17 protein-coding genes, 6 tRNA genes and 1 pseudogene are annotated in these 15,746 nt (G+C 70.1%); 8 read left to right on the top strand and 16 right to left on the bottom strand.

From position 1 onward, the window contains the following. The 7 genes from BFF76_RS16420 to BFF76_RS16390 form a co-directional block, all read right to left on the bottom strand. Positions 1-1,495: exo-rhamnogalacturonan lyase family protein (locus BFF76_RS16420; protein ID WP_478077425.1), on the bottom strand; the 1,495-nt coding region annotated here is incomplete at its 3' end. A 63-nt stretch (positions 1,496-1,558) separates the two neighbouring features. Then, positions 1,559-2,107, bottom strand: a complete 549-nt coding sequence (locus tag BFF76_RS16415; RefSeq protein ID WP_042836989.1) for a hypothetical protein — start codon at positions 2,105-2,107, stop codon at positions 1,559-1,561. Between the two features lie 48 nt (positions 2,108-2,155). Beyond that, positions 2,156-3,016 carry a carbohydrate ABC transporter permease gene (locus tag BFF76_RS16410; protein WP_065848491.1) on the bottom strand — a complete coding sequence of 287 codons (861 nt, stop codon included), beginning with the start codon at positions 3,014-3,016 and terminating at the stop codon, positions 2,156-2,158. Further along, the gene (locus BFF76_RS16405) at positions 3,013-4,005 is read right to left on the bottom strand and encodes a carbohydrate ABC transporter permease (protein WP_031097659.1); all 993 of its coding nucleotides are present in this window, start codon (positions 4,003-4,005) and stop codon (positions 3,013-3,015) included. Before BFF76_RS16405 ends, BFF76_RS16410 begins: the two co-directional genes overlap by 4 nt. A gap of 10 nt (positions 4,006-4,015) precedes the next feature. After that, the gene (locus tag BFF76_RS16400; protein WP_031097657.1) at positions 4,016-5,299 is read right to left on the bottom strand and encodes an ABC transporter substrate-binding protein; all 1,284 of its coding nucleotides are present in this window, start codon (positions 5,297-5,299) and stop codon (positions 4,016-4,018) included. A gap of 209 nt (positions 5,300-5,508) precedes the next feature. Further along, positions 5,509-5,580 (bottom strand) — tRNA-Val (locus tag BFF76_RS16395). Positions 5,581-5,634: 54 nt separating this feature from the next. Beyond that, the gene (locus tag BFF76_RS16390; RefSeq protein WP_031097656.1) at positions 5,635-6,090 is read right to left on the bottom strand and encodes a TIGR02611 family protein; all 456 of its coding nucleotides are present in this window, start codon (positions 6,088-6,090) and stop codon (positions 5,635-5,637) included. Between the two features lie 190 nt (positions 6,091-6,280). Between BFF76_RS16390 and BFF76_RS16385 the strand changes: the two genes are divergently transcribed. Together BFF76_RS16385 and BFF76_RS16380 are read left to right on the top strand one after the other, a co-directional pair. Continuing rightward, the gene (locus BFF76_RS16385; protein ID WP_003959770.1) at positions 6,281-6,694 is read left to right on the top strand and encodes an SsgA family sporulation/cell division regulator; all 414 of its coding nucleotides are present in this window, start codon (positions 6,281-6,283) and stop codon (positions 6,692-6,694) included. 435 nt (positions 6,695-7,129) lie between these two features. Continuing rightward, positions 7,130-7,687 carry a CGNR zinc finger domain-containing protein gene (locus BFF76_RS16380; protein WP_031097654.1) on the top strand — a complete coding sequence of 186 codons (558 nt, stop codon included), beginning with the start codon at positions 7,130-7,132 and terminating at the stop codon, positions 7,685-7,687. 83 nt (positions 7,688-7,770) lie between these two features. On the opposite strand, the gene BFF76_RS32700 is transcribed toward BFF76_RS16380, so the two are convergent. The 3 genes from BFF76_RS32700 to BFF76_RS16370 all read right to left on the bottom strand — a co-directional run bounded on the left by BFF76_RS32700 (position 7,771) and on the right by BFF76_RS16370 (position 9,919). Continuing rightward, the gene (locus BFF76_RS32700) at positions 7,771-7,968 is read right to left on the bottom strand and encodes a hypothetical protein (RefSeq protein ID WP_141695616.1); all 198 of its coding nucleotides are present in this window, start codon (positions 7,966-7,968) and stop codon (positions 7,771-7,773) included. A 148-nt stretch (positions 7,969-8,116) separates the two neighbouring features. After that, complete coding sequence (locus tag BFF76_RS16375; protein WP_381823646.1) at positions 8,117-9,127, bottom strand: LacI family DNA-binding transcriptional regulator; 1,011 nt, start codon at positions 9,125-9,127, stop codon at positions 8,117-8,119. Positions 9,128-9,454: 327 nt separating this feature from the next. Then, positions 9,455-9,919: a hypothetical protein gene (locus tag BFF76_RS16370; protein ID WP_031097652.1), complete on the bottom strand. Its 465-nt coding sequence runs from the start codon at positions 9,917-9,919 to the stop codon at positions 9,455-9,457. A 153-nt stretch (positions 9,920-10,072) separates the two neighbouring features. On the opposite strand from BFF76_RS16370, the gene BFF76_RS16365 reads away from it, so the two are divergent. Continuing rightward, entirely contained in the window at positions 10,073-10,588 is a 516-nt protein-coding gene (locus BFF76_RS16365) for a DsbA family protein (protein ID WP_031097650.1), read from the top strand. A 24-nt stretch (positions 10,589-10,612) separates the two neighbouring features. Here BFF76_RS16365 and BFF76_RS16360 read toward each other — a convergent pair whose 3' ends face one another. The 3 genes from BFF76_RS16360 to BFF76_RS16350 all read right to left on the bottom strand — a co-directional run bounded on the left by BFF76_RS16360 (position 10,613) and on the right by BFF76_RS16350 (position 13,404). Beyond that, positions 10,613-11,449: a GNAT family N-acetyltransferase gene (locus BFF76_RS16360; RefSeq protein WP_031097647.1), complete on the bottom strand. Its 837-nt coding sequence runs from the start codon at positions 11,447-11,449 to the stop codon at positions 10,613-10,615. 84 nt (positions 11,450-11,533) lie between these two features. Beyond that, the gene (locus BFF76_RS16355) at positions 11,534-12,355 is read right to left on the bottom strand and encodes an aminotransferase class IV (protein ID WP_053931000.1); all 822 of its coding nucleotides are present in this window, start codon (positions 12,353-12,355) and stop codon (positions 11,534-11,536) included. Beyond that, positions 12,352-13,404 carry a chorismate-binding protein gene (locus BFF76_RS16350; protein WP_053930999.1) on the bottom strand — a complete coding sequence of 351 codons (1,053 nt, stop codon included), beginning with the start codon at positions 13,402-13,404 and terminating at the stop codon, positions 12,352-12,354. The genes BFF76_RS16355 and BFF76_RS16350 overlap by 4 nt, the downstream gene beginning before the upstream one ends. 144 nt (positions 13,405-13,548) lie before the next feature. Between BFF76_RS16350 and BFF76_RS16345 the strand changes: the two genes are divergently transcribed. From BFF76_RS16345 to BFF76_RS16325, 5 genes are all read left to right on the top strand, one after another. Continuing rightward, positions 13,549-13,621: transfer RNA gene (locus tag BFF76_RS16345), tRNA-Gly, on the top strand. A 38-nt stretch (positions 13,622-13,659) separates the two neighbouring features. Further along, a tRNA-Cys gene (locus BFF76_RS16340) sits at positions 13,660-13,733 on the top strand. A gap of 1 nt (position 13,734) precedes the next feature. Further along, positions 13,735-13,806: transfer RNA gene (locus BFF76_RS16335), tRNA-Val, on the top strand. A 19-nt stretch (positions 13,807-13,825) separates the two neighbouring features. After that, positions 13,826-13,897: transfer RNA gene (locus BFF76_RS16330), tRNA-Val, on the top strand. 23 nt (positions 13,898-13,920) lie between these two features. Next, positions 13,921-13,992, top strand: a tRNA-Val gene (locus BFF76_RS16325). 57 nt (positions 13,993-14,049) lie between these two features. Here the strand turns inward: BFF76_RS16325 and BFF76_RS34680 are convergent. From BFF76_RS34680 to BFF76_RS33825, 3 genes and pseudogenes are all read right to left on the bottom strand, one after another. Next, positions 14,050-14,139 carry an MFS transporter small subunit gene (locus tag BFF76_RS34680; RefSeq protein ID WP_417814622.1) on the bottom strand — a complete coding sequence of 30 codons (90 nt, stop codon included), beginning with the start codon at positions 14,137-14,139 and terminating at the stop codon, positions 14,050-14,052. A gap of 7 nt (positions 14,140-14,146) precedes the next feature. Then, positions 14,147-15,496 carry an L-lactate MFS transporter gene (locus BFF76_RS16320; RefSeq protein WP_053930998.1) on the bottom strand — a complete coding sequence of 450 codons (1,350 nt, stop codon included), beginning with the start codon at positions 15,494-15,496 and terminating at the stop codon, positions 14,147-14,149. A gap of 129 nt (positions 15,497-15,625) precedes the next feature. Further along, positions 15,626-15,746, bottom strand: a pseudogene (locus BFF76_RS33825) (zf-TFIIB domain-containing protein); the annotation flags it as partial.

The raw sequence follows: 15,746 nt of genomic DNA, 5'->3' as shown, positions 1-15,746 counted from the left end.
GGGTGCGTACGGCGTCGACCTGCTGGGCGAGGGTCTCGGGGGCGGGGGTGGATTCGTTGGCCCAGAAGAGGAGTTCGCTGGTCCTCGCGATGCCGTACGGGGTGCCGAAGCCGGGCTCGTAGTCCTCGTACGTGATGTTGAGGCCTTCGAGCTGTTCGGCGTAGGTGTCCTGTTCCATACCGTCGTGGTAGAAGCGCAGGTCCATGGGCTGGGCCTCGGGCGACCAGAGCCACAGGGTCACCTCGGCCTCGTCGGTGTGCGCGTCACGGATGTCGAGCTGGGCGGGGTGCTTCTCCCAGAAGTCGCGCAGTCCGAAGGAGAATCCGCCGCTGGGGCCGCCGACGTATCCGAATCCGGAGGCCCGCCTGCCGCCTCCGGCGCCGATCCAGCCGTGCCCCTTCTTCGTGCGCTTGCGCAGACCGAATCCGTCGGCGGACAGCTGGGAGAGGGTGTAGTCGCCCCATTCGGGGATGTACTGGAGCCGGGTGGTGACCCGCTGGTCCCAGGTGGCGGGGTCGGGAAGCTTCCGGCCGGCGAACTGCGCCTCGCGCACGGCGGCACCGGGGTCGCGGCGCAGTCCGGTGACGCCCTTCACGGCTTCACGCAGCAGCCCGGTACCGTCGCCGCCGATGCGGACGTGCCGGTCGTAGGCCTCGTCGCGCATGGGCACGGTGAAACGGACGCCGAGGCCCCTGACGAAGTCGCCGGCGGCCTTGCCGGGCTCGACGGTGCCGTCGTAGGTGATGGTGTGCACCATCCGGAAGGAGTCCGCGCCCGCGTAGAAGTAGAGGCGTACGGAGAACGGCATCCAGGACCGTGAGCCCTTGCGGTGCCTGCCGTCGATGCGGACGACGGCCCGGACCGGCCCGTCCTGTTCCACGACGGCCTCTTCGATGACGCTCTCGTAGCGTTCGTACTTCTCGCCGCCCTGGTCGCCGTCCTCGATCTCGCCCTGGCGTACGAGGACGAGCCGGCCGTCACGGGCTATCTCGGTGGAGCCGCGCGTGACGGTCCTGACGAGGGCGGAGCCGTTCGTTCCGAGCTTGGCGGTGATCACCCCTGTGGAGACGGTGATGGTGCCGCCCTCACGGACCGCCGTGACCTTCTTCGACGGGGCCGCCGGGACGCCGGCGGTGAGGGAGAGCTTCCTGGCGTCGGCCTCGGGCCCCACGGCGTGCGCGGTCCACTTGAGCGAGCCGTCCGGCCAGTAGCCGATCGGCCAGGTCTGGACGGGTACGTCCTTGCCGTCCTCCGTGGACAGCGCGAACGTCTGGTCCTTGGCGTACTGCCCCTTGGGCCAGGGCACGCCGAGCGTGGAGCCGGGGGCCGCGCCGAGGCCGCCGGACTCCAGCCAGGTGAGGGCGACGGGTTCGCCGGTGTGATCCGCGTTCCCGGCCGCGGAGGCGGGGGCGGCGCCGAGGGACCAGCTGAACTGTGCGGCCGCGCCGGCCGCTGCCGCGGCCTTCAGGAGCGTCCTGCGGGGCATCCTGGACATGGTTGTGCCTCTCTCCGTACGGGAATCGGGACAGGGAACGAGCAGGAGGGCGGGTCCGAGGGGTCAGCGGGAGAGCCGTCGCGCCCGCACCGCGGTGGCCGCGGCCGCGACGGCCCCGAGGACGGGGACCGCCAGCGGCAGCACCAGGGCACCGGACAGCACGACGACGGCCATCCCGCAGACGAGGAGGAGGGAGCCGGCCGGGTCGCGCACCGTCGTGCGGCCCGACTCGGCCAGGAGCGTGCTCCAGCGGGCGCCGGGCTCCCAGCACGAAGCGGCGCGCAGGACGGCGACCAGGAGACCGATCATGGCGAGGATGCCGACGGCTCCCACGAAGGAGCCGCCGGGCAGCCCGGCGTCCACGGCCGCGAGGTCGAGCAGGAGCAGGGCCGCGCCGGCCCATACGGCCGCGCCCACGACCCACCCGCCGCGGGCTGCGGCCCGGGCGTCGGCGGCGAATTCGCGCAGGCCGCCCTGCTCGCCGGCGAGGTAGCGGCTCAGGTGCCGGGTCCCCGCGGCGAAGGCCGCGGGGAACGTGACCAGGGGCAGCGCGGCCACGGCGATCCACACGCCGACGAGCAGGCATTCGGAGAACAGGGCGAAGCGGTCCATCACGCGCGGACGCCTCGCCGGGGTCCGGGTCTTCGTCGCCACGGTGCGTCAGCCCTTCAGGCCCGAGGTGGCCATGCCGTCGATCAGGTACCGCTGGAAGGCCACGAAGAAGGCCAGCACCGGGAGCAGGGCGACCAGTGACATGGCGATCATGCCGCCGTAGTCCGCCACCGCGTCCTGGTCGATGAACATCTTCAGCCCCATGGAGACGGTGTACTTGTCCGGCTCGTTGAGGTAGAGCAGAGGGCCCATGAAGTCGTTCCAGGCGTTGATGAACGTGAAGATCGCGCTGGTGACGAGTGCCGGCCGGCAGAGCGGCATGACGATGGACCAGTAGGTCCTCAGGTGCCCGCAGCCGTCCAGCCGCGCCGCCTCGTCGAGCTCCTTGGGCAGGCCGCGCATGAACTGGACCATCAGGAACACGAAGAAGGCGTCGGTTGCCAGGTACTTGCCGATCAGCAGCGGGGTGAAGGTGTTGATCAGCTCCAGCTTCTGGAACAGGACGTACTGCGGAATGATCAGCACGTGGTACGGCAGCAGGAGGGTGCCGATCATGATGGCGAACATGACGTTGCGGCCGGCGAACCGCACCTTCGCGAACGCGTAGGCGGTCAGCGAGCAGGACAGCACCACGCCGATCACGGAACCGACGGCGATGTACGTCGAGTTGAGGAAGAACGTCGAGATCGGGATGTCGGCGATGCCCTCGGTCAGCCGGGTGTAGTTGTCGCCGATCGGGTCGGCCGGGAACAGGTCCAGGGCGCCGATGATCTCGGCGCTGGGCTTGAACGAGGCCCCGATCGTCCACACCACCGGGTAGAGGACCACGCCGAGGATGACGAGCGCGCCGAGGTGCCAGGCGAGTGCGCCGGGTCCCCGGCGCCGTACAGCTGCTGCAAGGAGACTCATCGGCCGCCCTCCTCGTAGTGCACCCAGCGCTTCTGGGACCAGAACAGCACGGCGGTGACCAGGCCGACCGCGAGCAGCAGCAGCCATCCCATGGCCGAGGCGAATCCCATGCGGCTGTTCACGAAGCCTTGTTCGTACAGGTAACAGGTGTAGACGAGCGTGGCGTCGGCCGGTCCGCAGCTGCCGTTGCTGACGATGTAGGCCGAGCCGAAGATCTGGAACGAGTGGATGGTTTCCAGCAGGACGTTGAAGAACAGCACGGGCGAGATCATCGGCAGGGTGATGTGGAAGAACCTGCGCCAGGGGCCGGCTCCGTCCACCTCGGCCGCCTCGTACAGCTCACGCGGCACCTGTTTGAGACCGGCCAGGAAGATGACCATCGGCGCGCCGAACTGCCAGACGGTGAGGGCGATCAGCGCGTAGATGATCATGCTGGGGTCGCCGATCCAGCCGCCGACCTCGACGCCGAACACCTTCTGCGTACGGTCGACGATCGCGTCGTCCGAGAACAGCGCGCGCCAGACGATGGCCGCCGAGACGCTCGCGCCGATCAGGGAAGGGGCGTAGAAGGCCGCCCGGTAGAAGGACTGGCCCCAGCGCTTCTGGGCGAGCAGCATGGCGACGGCGAGCGCCGCGGCCAGCTTGACCGGGGTGCCGATCAGCACGTACCAGGAGGTGACCTTGACCGACTGGCGCCAGCGGGGGTCGGCGAACATGTCGGTGAAGTTCTGCAGGCCGATCCAGCGCGGGGCTTCGAACAGGTTGTACTCGGTGAACGACAGGTACAGCGAGAACACCATCGGACCGGCGACCAGGAACAGGAAGCCCGCGATCCAGGGCGACATGAACAGATAGCCCGCCAGGTTCTCGCCGCTGTCCCGCCGCTTCGGGGGGACGGGCGGCGCGATTCCTCCGGGACCGTTCCGCTTGGCGGCGGAGCGGTCGCCCCCGGTGGCGAGTGCGCCCGGGGAGGTGTGGATGTGAGTCACCACGGTCCTCTCAGTTCGAGGCGAGGGCGGTCTTCGCCTCGGAGAAGAACTGCTTCACGGAGTCCTTCGGCGAGGTCTTGCCCAGGGAGAGGTCGGCGCTGATGCGCAGGAAGGCCGCCTCGATGACGTCCGCGCCGGCGGGGTGCGGGGTAATGGGCTCCAGCACACCCGCGTCGGCGATCGCGGTCTCGTACGCGGCGATGGCCTTGCTGGGCGCGTCGGACGGCTCGTACGCCTCGAACTGCGCGGTGGTGGCGGGCACACCGCGGTCGTATCCCATGATCCGGGCGACCTCGGGGTCGTGGGTCATGAAGCTGATGAAGGTGGCGACCTCGGCGGGGTGCTTGGTGCGGGCCGTTCCGCTCAGCATCAGCGAGCCGAGGTACTGGCCGGTCTTCCTGCCGTCGGTGCTGGGGATGGGCGCGAGGCCGTAGCTGCTCCTGCCCTCCGCGCTGTAGCGGACCGAGAAGTTGTCCCAGGTGAACTCGCCGGCGGACAGGCCCTTGGCGGTCGCCGACGCGGGCTTGATCTGCTCGACCTTGTTGGGGTCGGCATAGAGCCCGGCCTTGACGCGCTCGAGGGCTTCGGTCCAGTACGGCAGCAGTTCGGCCTCGCCGAAGCCCAGGGCGTCCTCCGTGAAGAACGCCTTGCCGTTCTGGCGGAGGATCAGGTCGTAGAGGTACATCACGCCGTGCGGTCCGGCGTCGCCGGCGACGTTCTGCCCGCTCCTGATCTTCCGCAGGCCGGCGTACCAGTCGTCCCAGGTCCAGCCGATCTCGGGTGCGATGCCCGCCTTCTCGTACACCTTCTCGTCGATGACCAGGGCCATCGAGTTGCTGCCGACCGGGACACCGAGCAGCTTGCCGTCGATCTCGGCGAACTTCTCCAGCCCGGAGCGGAAACCGCCGAGGTCGAGGTTGCCCTTCTCGGCCTGAGGGGCGAGGTCGAGGAGGACGTTCTTCGCCTCGTACTTGCGCAGGAAGGTCACGGCGTTCTGGATGACGTCCGGGGGGTTCCCCCCGGCCGCCTGCGTATTGAACTTCTTCCAGAAGTCGGGGTACTGCTGGAAGTCGGTCTTCACCTTGATCTTCGGGTGCTTCTTCTCGAAGAGCCCGACGCAGCTCTGGATCTTCTTGGCGCGGTCGTCCGCGCCCCACCACGAGTGCCGGATGGTGACCGGGCCGCCGGAACCGCTGCCCGATCCGCAGCCTGCCGCCGTAAGCCCGAGACCGGCCGCCGAGAGGCCGGCCAGCTTCAGCATCTGCCGCCTGTCCATGCCGTTGTTCCGAGACATAGCTCGCCCCCACCGTTCGCATTGAATCGTTTTAGAAAGCGCTTGCTGGGTCAAAGTAAGGAGCGGCAGGGAGCGCGTCAACGGTTAGGACGAAATTTCGGCGGCACGACGACAGACCGAACAAGGGGCGCGGGGGCCGAGGGTGCGCGCACACGGAAACACCGATGGCCCGGAAGCTTCTCAGAAGCTTCCGGGCCATCGGTCCGGGGTGGGCGATACTGGGTTCGAACCAGTGACCTCTTCGGTGTGAACGAAGCGCTCTCCCACTGAGCTAATCGCCCCGGCGCACGGCAAACATTACCCCATGTCAGCGGTGCCCCAGGACCATCACCGGGTCACCGCTCGATCTTCCACGGCATCACTATGCCGAACTTCCAGACGTAGATCCCGACCAGCACCGCGATGATCACGAGCCCCACGGTGGTGAGGATGATGTTGCGCCTCCGGACCTTGGGGTCGAGGGCGCGCTGGGCGGCTTCGGTGACCTTGCGCCGGGTCCAGCGCAGGACGAGCTGCGCCCAGACGAACTCGGTCGCCCAGATCGCCATGCCGCCGAAGATCACCAGCCATCCCGGACCGGGCAGCGGCAGCATCACGATGCCCGCCCCGACCACGGCGAGACCGACGATGAAGATCCCGGCCTGCCAGCTCAGGTGCAGCACCCGCGACCCCTTGATGAACCCGGGCGCCCGCGAGCCCAGCTCGCGCTCCGCCGCCTGCCCGTCCCCCGCAGCGGACCGAGGGGCCACCGTCGCGGCGACCTCTTTCCGCTCGTCACTCTCCGCGTTCATGGGGCCCAACCTACCGGAAGCGCGATCGTCACCGGAATGGACGCATGACCCAAAGTTACACACCGCTGGACGAGCGACCTGAAGCACGACAAATAGGTCAGAGGGGTTTACAACGCCACCGTAGGTGGCATGTCGATTTCGCCGACGTGCGAATCCCCGAGCGCACACTGAGCGAAAGGCCCTGGCGCTTATGAACACCACGGTCAGCTGCGAGCTGCACCTGCGCCTCGTTGTGTCGAGCGAGTCCTCACTGCCTGTACCCGCGGGCCTGCGGTATGACACGGCCGATCCCTATGCCGTGCACGCCACCTTCCACACCGGAGCGGAGGAGACGGTCGAATGGGTTTTCGCCCGTGACCTCCTTGCCGAGGGGCTGCACCGGCCCACCGGCACCGGAGACGTCCGCGTCTGGCCATCACGGAGTCACGGCCAAGGCGTCGTCTGCATCGCGCTGAGCTCCCCGGAGGGCGAAGCCCTGCTGGAAGCCCCGGCGAGGGCTCTGGAGTCGTTCCTGAAGAGGACCGACGCCGCAGTCCCACCGGGCACCGAGCATCGTCACTTCGACCTCGATACGGAGCTCTCGCACATCCTGGCCGAGAGCTGAGCCAGGCAGAGAGCTGCGGGACGCCGTCCGACTCGGGGCGACGGCGTCGCGCGGACAACCTCATAGGGCAGACACCGGCGCCGTCGCCGCGGAACCCACCGCGGCGGCGGCGCCGCTGCGCGCCGGCCGGGGCGAGGGGCGGAACACCGGCGGCCGGTGGCCGGGGACGCGAGACAGCAGAGTGGCCGGCCGTCCGGGCGGCGGGCAGCGATCGCCGCACCGCCAGCACCACCAGCACCTTGCCGCCTCCGCCGTCACCACCGGAGCCGCCCCCAAGGCCACCAGGAGGCCATCACGGCCCCGGCGGCGCAGGCGGCCGGGAAAAGGGCCTCCCCCACCCCCTCGGGCCGCACCGGGCCCTGAGCGCCTTCGCCGAGCCAGTAGAGTCAGCCGCCATCGGCGGACACCCGTCCGCCGGAGGCCAGGGAGCGAAGCGTGCTGATCCCACACGACACCCGGATCGCCCTCGACACGGTGGTCGATCTGGTGAACACCGCACCGGAGGGCGACACGGGCGACGGGCTCGCCGAGCTCTCCGCGCTCTACGCCTTCGCGGAGCGCCATGACATCAGCGGCGTCGGAACTCTCGGCGAGAAGGACCTGCGCGCCGTGCAGGACGTCCGGGGCCGGTTCGCCGAGATATTCGCGGCACCCGACGCCCGCACCGCGGCGGACCTCGTCAACGGCCTGGTGGCCGCGGCCGGCACCACGCCGCAGCTCACGAACCACGACGGCTACGACTGGCACGTGCACTACTTCGCGCCGGACGCCTCCGTCGCGGACCACCTCGCGGCCGACTGCGGCATGGCCCTCGCCTTCATCGTCGTGGCCGGCGAGCAGGAACGGCTGCGGCGCTGCGAGGCCCCGGACTGCAGGGACGCCTTCGTCGACCTGTCGCGCAACCGCTCCCGCCGCTACTGCTCGAGCCGCACCTGCGGCAACCGGCTCCATGTCGCCGCGTACCGGGCCCGGCGCCGGGAAGCGGCGGGCTGACCTCCCGCTCCCTGACCTCCCGGCCCACCGGCCGGGAGGTGGCCGGCTCCTGGGCGCGGTGGGCATCCGGGCGCGCCGGCCGCTCACAGGAGAAAGAGATCGTGCAGGGCCGCCATCAGCAGGAGGCCGCCGACGACCGTCAGGAAGATCATCAACGGGGGCTGGGAAAGGGCGAAGAGGCAGCCGCGCGGCTCTTCGGCAGGGGGTGCGGGGGCATCGCCCCGGGAGGTGTCCACCATCTCGTAGCGATCATGACGCAGAGCGGCCCTGTTGGCGATCAACAGAGCCTTTCACAGGGAGAGTTCACCCATTCCGGGATGGACACGATTCGCTCCCGCGTCCGAGGGTCCCTCGTACGTTCGCCCCGCGCACATCGGCAGCGGCGGCCGGCGGGACCAGCAGGTGCGGCTCCCCGCCCCGTCGCCGCGGTCAGCGCGGGGCGGCGCTGGACGCGCGCACGACGAGTTCCGGCTGGAGCACCACGCTCCGGTGCCGGTGGCTTCCGTTCGCGTCGTCCGCCTCCTCCAGGAGGAGCTCCGCCGCCATCCTGCCCATCACCACGGCGGGCTGACGGACCGAGGTGAGGGGCACGGCGGCGGCCGCGGCGAATTCGATGTCGTCGTAGCCGACGATGGCGACGTCCTGCGGCACCCGCACACCGGCGGCGTACAGCGACTGCAGGACGCCGAGCGCCAGCAGGTCGTTGGCGCAGAACACGGCGGTCGGCCTGGGTACGAGGCCGAGCAGCCTGGCCCCGGCGTCGCGGCCCGCCGCCACGTCCAGGCGGTCGGACGGGATCTCGACGAGTGCCTCGGGGCCGAGCCCAGCCTCGGCGAGCGCCGCGAGGGCGCCCTCCCGTCGGTCCCTGATCTGGTGCAGGTCGCCGGGGCCGCTCACATAGGCGACGGAGCGATGCCCCGCCGAGACGAGGTGCCCGACGGCGAGCGTGCCGCCGCGTACGTCGTCGACGGAAACGGCACAGCTCTCGGTGGACGCCGCCACCCTGTCGACCAGCACATAGGGAATCCGGTGGCGGGCGAAGGCTTCGAGATTGCCGCCTGTGGCGTCCGCCGGGGTGACCAGCACGCCGCAGACCCGCTGCTCGGCGAAGAGCCCGAGATATTCGGCCTCCTCCTCCTGGCTCTGACCGCTGTTGCAGACCATCACGCCGAGACCGGCTTCCCGTGCCGTGCGCTCCGCGCCGCGGGCGATGTCCACGAAGAAGGGGTTGCCCATGTCCAGCACGAGCAGGGCCATGATGCGGCTGCGGCCCGCCCTGAGCTGCCTGGCCGACTCGCTGCGTACGTATCCGAGCTCCTCGATCGCCGCCAGCACACGGGCCCTGGTGTCGGGAAGCACCGCCTCGGGACGGTTGATCACGTTGGAGACCGTGCCCACCGAGACTCCGGCCTGCCGGGCCACGTCCTTGATCCCTGCCACACGCCCCACTTGCCCTGCCCCACTGATGCGTTCGGCGCCGCGCGTCGGCGCCGGTCCCTGAATCCACGGACGGACATACGGCGTGGTCCGTCGCGCCGTCGCCCGGACCGCGCCCGCCGGATTGAATTGTTTCAATCCGTTCGGGACGCTAACCGCAAGCGCGGTATACCGTCAAGATCAGGGCAACGCGACTCGAAATATACCGAGGGGCTGGGCACGCGCGGGACTTTCGGCACCCCCAGTGCGAGCATGAATCGATTCACACCCCACTCACCGCCCATCCACGCGAGGCGGACGGCCGCGGGCCGGCGGGCGAGGGGCGGCTCGTCAGATCCCGTGCTTCTTGAGGATCGCCTCGATGTCGCTGAAGTCGTCACCGGGCGCGGCCGCCTGCTGAGGCTTCTTCCGCCCCGTGTCCTTCGCCTGCGGGACGGAAGCCCCGGCGCCGGATGTCAGCGACGGCGACGACGCGGCCGGCTCGACGGCGGCCCCGCGCTCCGCGGCCCGCGCGGCCTTGCGCTCCCCGCGCGTCGAGCCTCTGCGGCGCTCCACTGCCCGCGTGGTCATGAAGAGCAGCCAGGCCGCGGCCAGCAGCGCGAATCCGATCCAGACGCTCGGCTTGAAGACGATGCCCGACACCCAGTCGACGACACCGGTCATCACCAGGCCGACGGGCACCAGCGAGTAGGCGGCGATCCTGGTCGCCGTGAGGAACCGCTTTCGGTACGCGGTGATGGCGGCGATACCCAAACCGGCCGCCGACACCGCGGAACAGATGGTCTCGGCAAGCATCGGGGCCTCCAGCAGTCGGTTGCGTCCCTTCCATCCTGCACCGGCGGCAGCCGGCGGGGCCACGACGCGGGACCGCATCAGGGTCATCTCAGGGCCGCGCTCCTCCCCAGGTCCCGATTGGGAAGCGCCCGTCCGGCCTGAAAGACTGATTCCATGAGCGATTCCCCCTCCGCAGCGCCGGTCGTCCTCGACCTCTGGTGCGAGCTCGAGTGCCCCGACTGCCATCAGGCACTCTCCGACGTCCACGCCCTCCGCGCCCGCTACGGCGACCGGCTGGAGATCAGGCTGCGCCACTTCCCGCTGGAGAAGCACAAGCACGCCTACGCAGCGGCACAGGCCGCGGAGGAGGCCGTCGACCAGGGCAAGGGGTGGCCGTACATCGAGGCCGTGCTGGCCCGCACCGCCGACCTCGCCCGCGCGGGTGAGCCGCTGCTGCTCGAAGTGGCAGGCGAACTCGGCCTGGACGCCGAGGAGTTCGACACCGCGCTGATCGACGGCCGGCATCTGCTGATCGTGGACGCGGACCAGGCCGAAGGCAAGGCGATCGGCGTCACCGGGACTCCGACCTATGTGATCGGCGACGAGCGGCTGGACGGCGGGAAGAGCCAGGAGGGGCTGCGCGCGCGCATCGAGGAGATCGCCGACCGCCTGCTCGCCGCCCGGGGCTGACCGGCAGGGCCTTCCGGCGGCCGGTCAGAGCGCCTTGGCCAGGTTGTACTGCGTCACCTCGTAACCGAGCGACTCGTACAACCGCAGAGCCGGCGTGTTGGTGGCGAAGACGTGCAGGCCGAGCAGGCCGAGACCGGCGTCGAGCGTGATGTCCTCCGCGAGGTGCATCAGCGCCCGGCCGTAACCGAGCCCCCGGTGCTCCTCGCGCACCTCGATGTCGAACACGTAACCCAGGTCGTCGCCGTCCGGTGTCTCGCGCCGGGCCACCCAGACATGGCCCACGACGACTCCGTCGTGGAGGAGGACGTGGAAGTACATGCCGGGGGTGGCCAGGCCGTCCGGCAGGTTCGTGGTGTGATCGGTCTCGGCCTTGCGCCGGGCCTGCTCCTCGGGCACGCCGCGCTCCGCCCACTCCTGCGCGTACGTCCCGACGCTGGTGGCCTCCCACGCGTCGTACTCCTGATCCGTCATGGGCCGCCCGGTGATCCCGCTGGGCAGCGCGGGAGCGGTCCGCCGCAGGCGCTTCAGCATGTTCCGGCTGCGCTCGGTGTAGCCGAGCACGGCCGCCAGGGCCCGGGCGGCGTGGTTGTCCGCGGTGGCCACCACGCTCACCCGGGTACAGCCCCAGCCGCGGAGCACCTCCTCGGCGGCGAGCGCGGCGATGGTCCCGCGGCCCCGCCTCCGGTGCGCTTCCTCGATGCCGAGTGACCGCAGCACGCCGGCCGAAGGGCCGAACGCCGGATCGGTGGAGATGTCGACGGCGCCCACCGGCCGCCCGTTGTCGCACACGTCGTACGTGCGTGCCCGCGCGCCGTCGGCGCCTTGCTGGGCCGGCCCGGCCGGCCGGATGGTCGTGGTCATCAGGGTGTTCTATCCGCTGGGCGGCGGGCCGTCACCCCTTTTACGGATTCCGGTGCCGGGGCCCGCGACCACGAAGGCCCGGGCTCACGGATCGAGATCGTCCGCCGCGCGCTCGTCGAAGACCCTCATGGCCTTCGCCGTCACGGGCCCGGGGGCGCCGGGCAGTTCCCGCCCGTCGACCCGGTGGACGGCCTGGATGTCGCGGAGCGTGGAGGTCAGGAAGATCTCCTCGGCCCGCTCGAGCACGTCCAGCGGGAGGTCGGTCTCCTGCGCACCGGTCCACTCAACGCACAGGGCGCGGGTGATCCCCGCCAGGCATCCCGAGGTGACGGGAGGCGTGTGGATGCGCCCGTCGAGGACGACGAAGACGTTGGAGCCGGTGCCCTCGCAGAGCTGCCCGACCGTGTTGGGGAAGAGCGCCTCCGAGGCTCCGTGCTCATGGGCGCGCGCGAGCGCGACGACGTTCTCGGCGTAGGAGGTGGTCTTGAGGCCCGTCACCGCGCCGCGTTCGTTACGCGTCCAGGGGACGGTGACCACGGCCGTGCTGTCCGGGCGGCGCGCCGCCTCACCCAGGGCGACGACCAGGCTGGGCCCGGCGTCGCCGCGGTCGGAGCCGAGCGGCGAGAGGCCACCGGTGTACGTGATCCTCAGCCGGCCGAGCTCCATGGGGTTGGCCTCGATGACGGCCGCGACCGCGCGGCGGACCTCGTCGTGGCCGGGGTCGGCCAGTCCCAGACCCCGTGCCGAGCGCGTCAGCCGGTCGAGGTGCCGGGTGAGGGCGAAGGGGCGGCCCCCGGCGACCCGGACGGTCTCGAAGATGCCGTCGCCCACGGTCAGGCCGTGATCGAGCACCGACAGCCGGGCGTCGTCGGCGTCCCGCAGTCCGCCGTTGACCCAGATCCTCATGACGTGGTCCTTCCTGTCTGCTCGTATGCGCCCGACGCTACAGCGAGCAGCCGGGATGCCTTGAGCTCGGTCTCCGCCCATTCGCGCGCCGGGTCGGAGCCCCAGGTGATGCCGGCCCCGGTGCCGAAGCGGAGGAGGGGCGCGGTCCCGGTGCGGTCGATCCAGAAGGTCCGTATGCCGACGGCCAGCTCCGCGGTGCCCCGGTCGGCGTCCACCCAGCCGACCGCTCCGCAGTACGGTCCCCGGGGGGCCGTCTCCAGGGCCTCGATGATCCGCAGCGCACTGGACTTGGGCGCGCCGGTGACGGATCCCGGCGGGAACGCCGCGGTGAGCAGCTCCGGCCATCCGGCTCCGTCGGCGAGCCGTCCGCGCACGGTGGAGACGAGATGGACGAGACCCGGGTGCTTCTCCAGGACGCAGAGATCGGGAACGCTCACACTGCCGGGCACGCAGACACGGCCCAGGTCGTTGCGGACCAGATCCACGATCATCACGTTCTCCGCGTGGTCCTTCTCCAGCAGGTCGTCCTCGGTGCGCCCGGTGCCCTTGATCGGACCGGATTCGACGGTCCGGCCGTGGCGTGCGAGGAAGAGCTCGGGGGACGCGGTGGCTATCTCCACGCCGTGCTCCGGAAGCCGGACCGTACCCGCGTACGGGGCGGGGTTGCCGCGGGCGAGCAGGGCGGTGAGGGCGTCCACGTCGGCGTCCGGGCCGGGCAGCGGCGCGGACAGGACCCGGCAGAGGTTGGCCTGGTAGACCTCGCCGGCCGCGATGTGTTCGCGGATCGTTCGTACGCCGGCCGTGTAGGCGTCCTCGTCGAGTGAGGTCGTCCAGTCCTCCGGGGCAGGCCCGCGCCAGGCCCCGGGGACGGGGAGCGGCACTTCTCCGGACCGGACGTCGGCGAAGCGGGCACAGACCAGTCGGCCCTCGAAGTCCGCGCATACCGCCCAGAAGCCGGATGATTCGAGAGCCGCGGGATCGCTGGTGACGTCCCGCAGACCGGAGGCGACGAGGCCACCGAAGCGGGCGAGGGGGGTGAGGTGGCGCACGGATACGAGTCTAGGACGGCGCGCGATGACCTGCGGCGGGCGGCGTCGGTGCAGCACGCTGCGCAAACGCGTTTTTGTGCTGGCCCGGGAATCCGCTAGAGTTCAACACGTCGCCGGGACGCGTGAGCCGACCGGGAAAGACAAGCGGACGTAGCTCAGTTGGTAGAGCGCAACCTTGCCAAGGTTGAGGTCGCCAGTTCGAACCTGGTCGTCCGCTCGCAGAAGATGGGGGATTTTTCCCGAACCCCCATCCCTGGTGGAGTGGCCGAGAGGCGAGGCAACGGCCTGCAAAGCCGTCTACACGGGTTCAAATCCCGTCTCCACCTCCAAGGACGATTAGCTCAGCGGGAGAGCACTTCCCTGACACGGAAGGGGTCACTGGTTCAATCCCAGTATCGTCCACCGGTCCGTAAGGACCCCCGCGCGATTAGCTCAGCGGGAGAGCGCTTCCCTGACACGGAAGAGGTCACTGGTTCAATCCCAGTATCGCGCACGCAGTACACGCAGGTTCACCCTGCGCGATTAGCTCAGCGGGAGAGCGCTTCCCTGACACGGAAGAGGTCACTGGTTCAATCCCAGTATCGCGCACCGCCCGAAAGCCCCGGTCGTCTCGACGACCGGGGCTTTCGTCATGGCCGGTGGGGGTCAGCCGGTGAAGAGCTGGGTGGCCTTGCGGACGAGCTCGTACAGCCCGTAGGCGAACGGGACGGCGACCCATAGCCAGACGAACGTCATGAGCGGCTTACGACTGCTGGTGGACACGGGGGCTCCCTTCCGGTGCCTCGTGGAAGCGTGCGTGGACCGGGCGGATGCACTCGTTGGCGACGAAGCCGATGACCAGGAGCCCGATCATGATCGTGAGGGAGGTCCCGTAGAGGCTGGGGCCGCTGTGCCCCGCACGCTCCCCCGCATCCGCGACCCGGTTGACGATCAGCGGGCCGAGCACCCCGGCCGTGGACCAGGCGGTGAGCAGCCGGCCGTGGATGGCTCCCACCTGGTACGTGCCGAAAAGGTCCCGCAGGTAGGCGGGAGCGGTCGCGAAGCCTCCGCCGTAGAAGGAGAGGATCACGAGCGCGCAGCAGATGAAGAGCGGCTTGGAGTCGTTGCCCAGCTGGGCGATGACCACGTACATGAGGGCGCCCACGCCGAGGTAGACCCGGTACATGTTCTTGCGGCCGATCAGGTCCGAGGTGGAGGACCACAGGAGGCGGCCTCCCATGTTGGCCAGGGAGAGCAGGGCGACGAAGCCCGCCGCCGCGGAGACCGAGACCGGGGTGGAGGTGTCGGCGAAGAAGTCCTGGATCATGGGCACGGCCTTCTCGAGGATGCCTATGCCCGCGGTGACGTTCATGCAGAGGACCACCCACAGACACCAGAACTGCGGTGTGCGCAGGGCGTTGCGGGCGGAGACCTGGGCGTTGGTGACGAGCCTGCGGGTCTCCTGCTTCGGCTGCCAGCCGTCGGGGAGCCAGCCGTCCGCCGGCACACGCACGAGGAGGACGCCGAGCGTCATGAAGGCGGCGTAGACGACACCGTGGACCAGGAAGGCCGTGGCGATGCCGGAGCGGTCCGTTCCGAAGCTCTCCAGCATCCCGGTGGACCAGGGCGAGGCGATGAGGGCTCCGCCGCCGAATCCCATGATGGCGATGCCGGTCGCCATGCCGGGGCGGTCGGGGAACCACTTGATCAGGGTGGAGACCGGCGAGATGTAGCCGATGCCGAGGCCAATGCCGCCGATGAAGCCGTAGCCGAGGACGACGAGCCAGTACTGGCCGGTGGCGGCGCCGAGCGCGGCGACGAGGAAACCGGAGGAGAAGCAGACGAGGGAGACGAACATCGCCCAGCGGGGCCCGTTGCGTTCGACGAGGGTGCCGCCGAAGGCGGCGGAGAGGCCGAGCATGACGATGCCCAGCTGGAAGGGGAGAGCGCTTGCGGTGCCCGATAGACCGAGGGCGGATTCGAGCGGGGGTTTGAACACGCTCCAGGCGTAGGCCTGTCCGATGGAGAGGTGCACGGCGAGCGCGGCGGGTGGCACGAGCCAGCGGCTCCACCCCGGGGGCGCGACAGTTCGGGACCTGTCGAGGAAGTTCATGGACCCGAACTCTAGGCATCGGTACCGGTCATGACTAGATCATGACCGCAATCCGGTCGACCGTATGCAATGCGGGCCCGGGCACCTGCCCCGGACCCGCATTGCGGCACTGCCCGCCGTGAAGACGGGTCAGGAGCTGAACAGCATCCGGCCGAAGCTCTTCTGACGGTGGTGGTGGCCGCCCTGGTGCGGCGCTCCCCAGGCGGGGGCCGGCGCGGCGGGGTACGCCTGCGGGGCGGCCGGGTACGCC

The sequence above is a fragment of the Streptomyces mutomycini genome (assembly GCF_001700505.1).
In the GTDB taxonomy this organism is placed as follows: Bacteria; Actinomycetota; Actinomycetes; order Streptomycetales; family Streptomycetaceae; genus Streptomyces; species Streptomyces mutomycini.
The sequence above is the reverse complement of the archived record's forward strand: the minus strand, read 5'-3'. Positions and strand labels throughout refer to the sequence as shown.

Bases quoted from the DNA above. Each gene is read 5' to 3' on its own strand.
- BFF76_RS16415 (WP_042836989.1), bottom strand. From the start codon at position 2,107: ATGGACCGCTTCGCCCTGTTCTCCGAATGCCTGCTCGTCGGCGTGTGG.
- BFF76_RS16410 (WP_065848491.1), bottom strand. From the start codon at position 3,016: ATGAGTCTCCTTGCAGCAGCTGTACGGCGCCGGGGACCCGGCGCACTC.
- BFF76_RS16400 (WP_031097657.1), bottom strand. From the start codon at position 5,299: ATGTCTCGGAACAACGGCATGGACAGGCGGCAGATGCTGAAGCTGGCC.
- BFF76_RS16390 (WP_031097656.1), bottom strand. From the start codon at position 6,090: ATGAACGCGGAGAGTGACGAGCGGAAAGAGGTCGCCGCGACGGTGGCC.
- BFF76_RS16385 (WP_003959770.1), top strand. From the start codon at position 6,281: ATGAACACCACGGTCAGCTGCGAGCTGCACCTGCGCCTCGTTGTGTCG.
- BFF76_RS16370 (WP_031097652.1), bottom strand. From the start codon at position 9,919: ATGCTTGCCGAGACCATCTGTTCCGCGGTGTCGGCGGCCGGTTTGGGT.
- BFF76_RS16365 (WP_031097650.1), top strand. From the start codon at position 10,073: ATGAGCGATTCCCCCTCCGCAGCGCCGGTCGTCCTCGACCTCTGGTGC.
- BFF76_RS16360 (WP_031097647.1), bottom strand. From the start codon at position 11,449: ATGACCACGACCATCCGGCCGGCCGGGCCGGCCCAGCAAGGCGCCGAC.
- BFF76_RS16355 (WP_053931000.1), bottom strand. From the start codon at position 12,355: ATGAGGATCTGGGTCAACGGCGGACTGCGGGACGCCGACGACGCCCGG.
- BFF76_RS34680 (WP_417814622.1), bottom strand. From the start codon at position 14,139: ATGACGTTCGTCTGGCTATGGGTCGCCGTCCCGTTCGCCTACGGGCTG.
- BFF76_RS16320 (WP_053930998.1), bottom strand. From the start codon at position 15,496: ATGAACTTCCTCGACAGGTCCCGAACTGTCGCGCCCCCGGGGTGGAGC.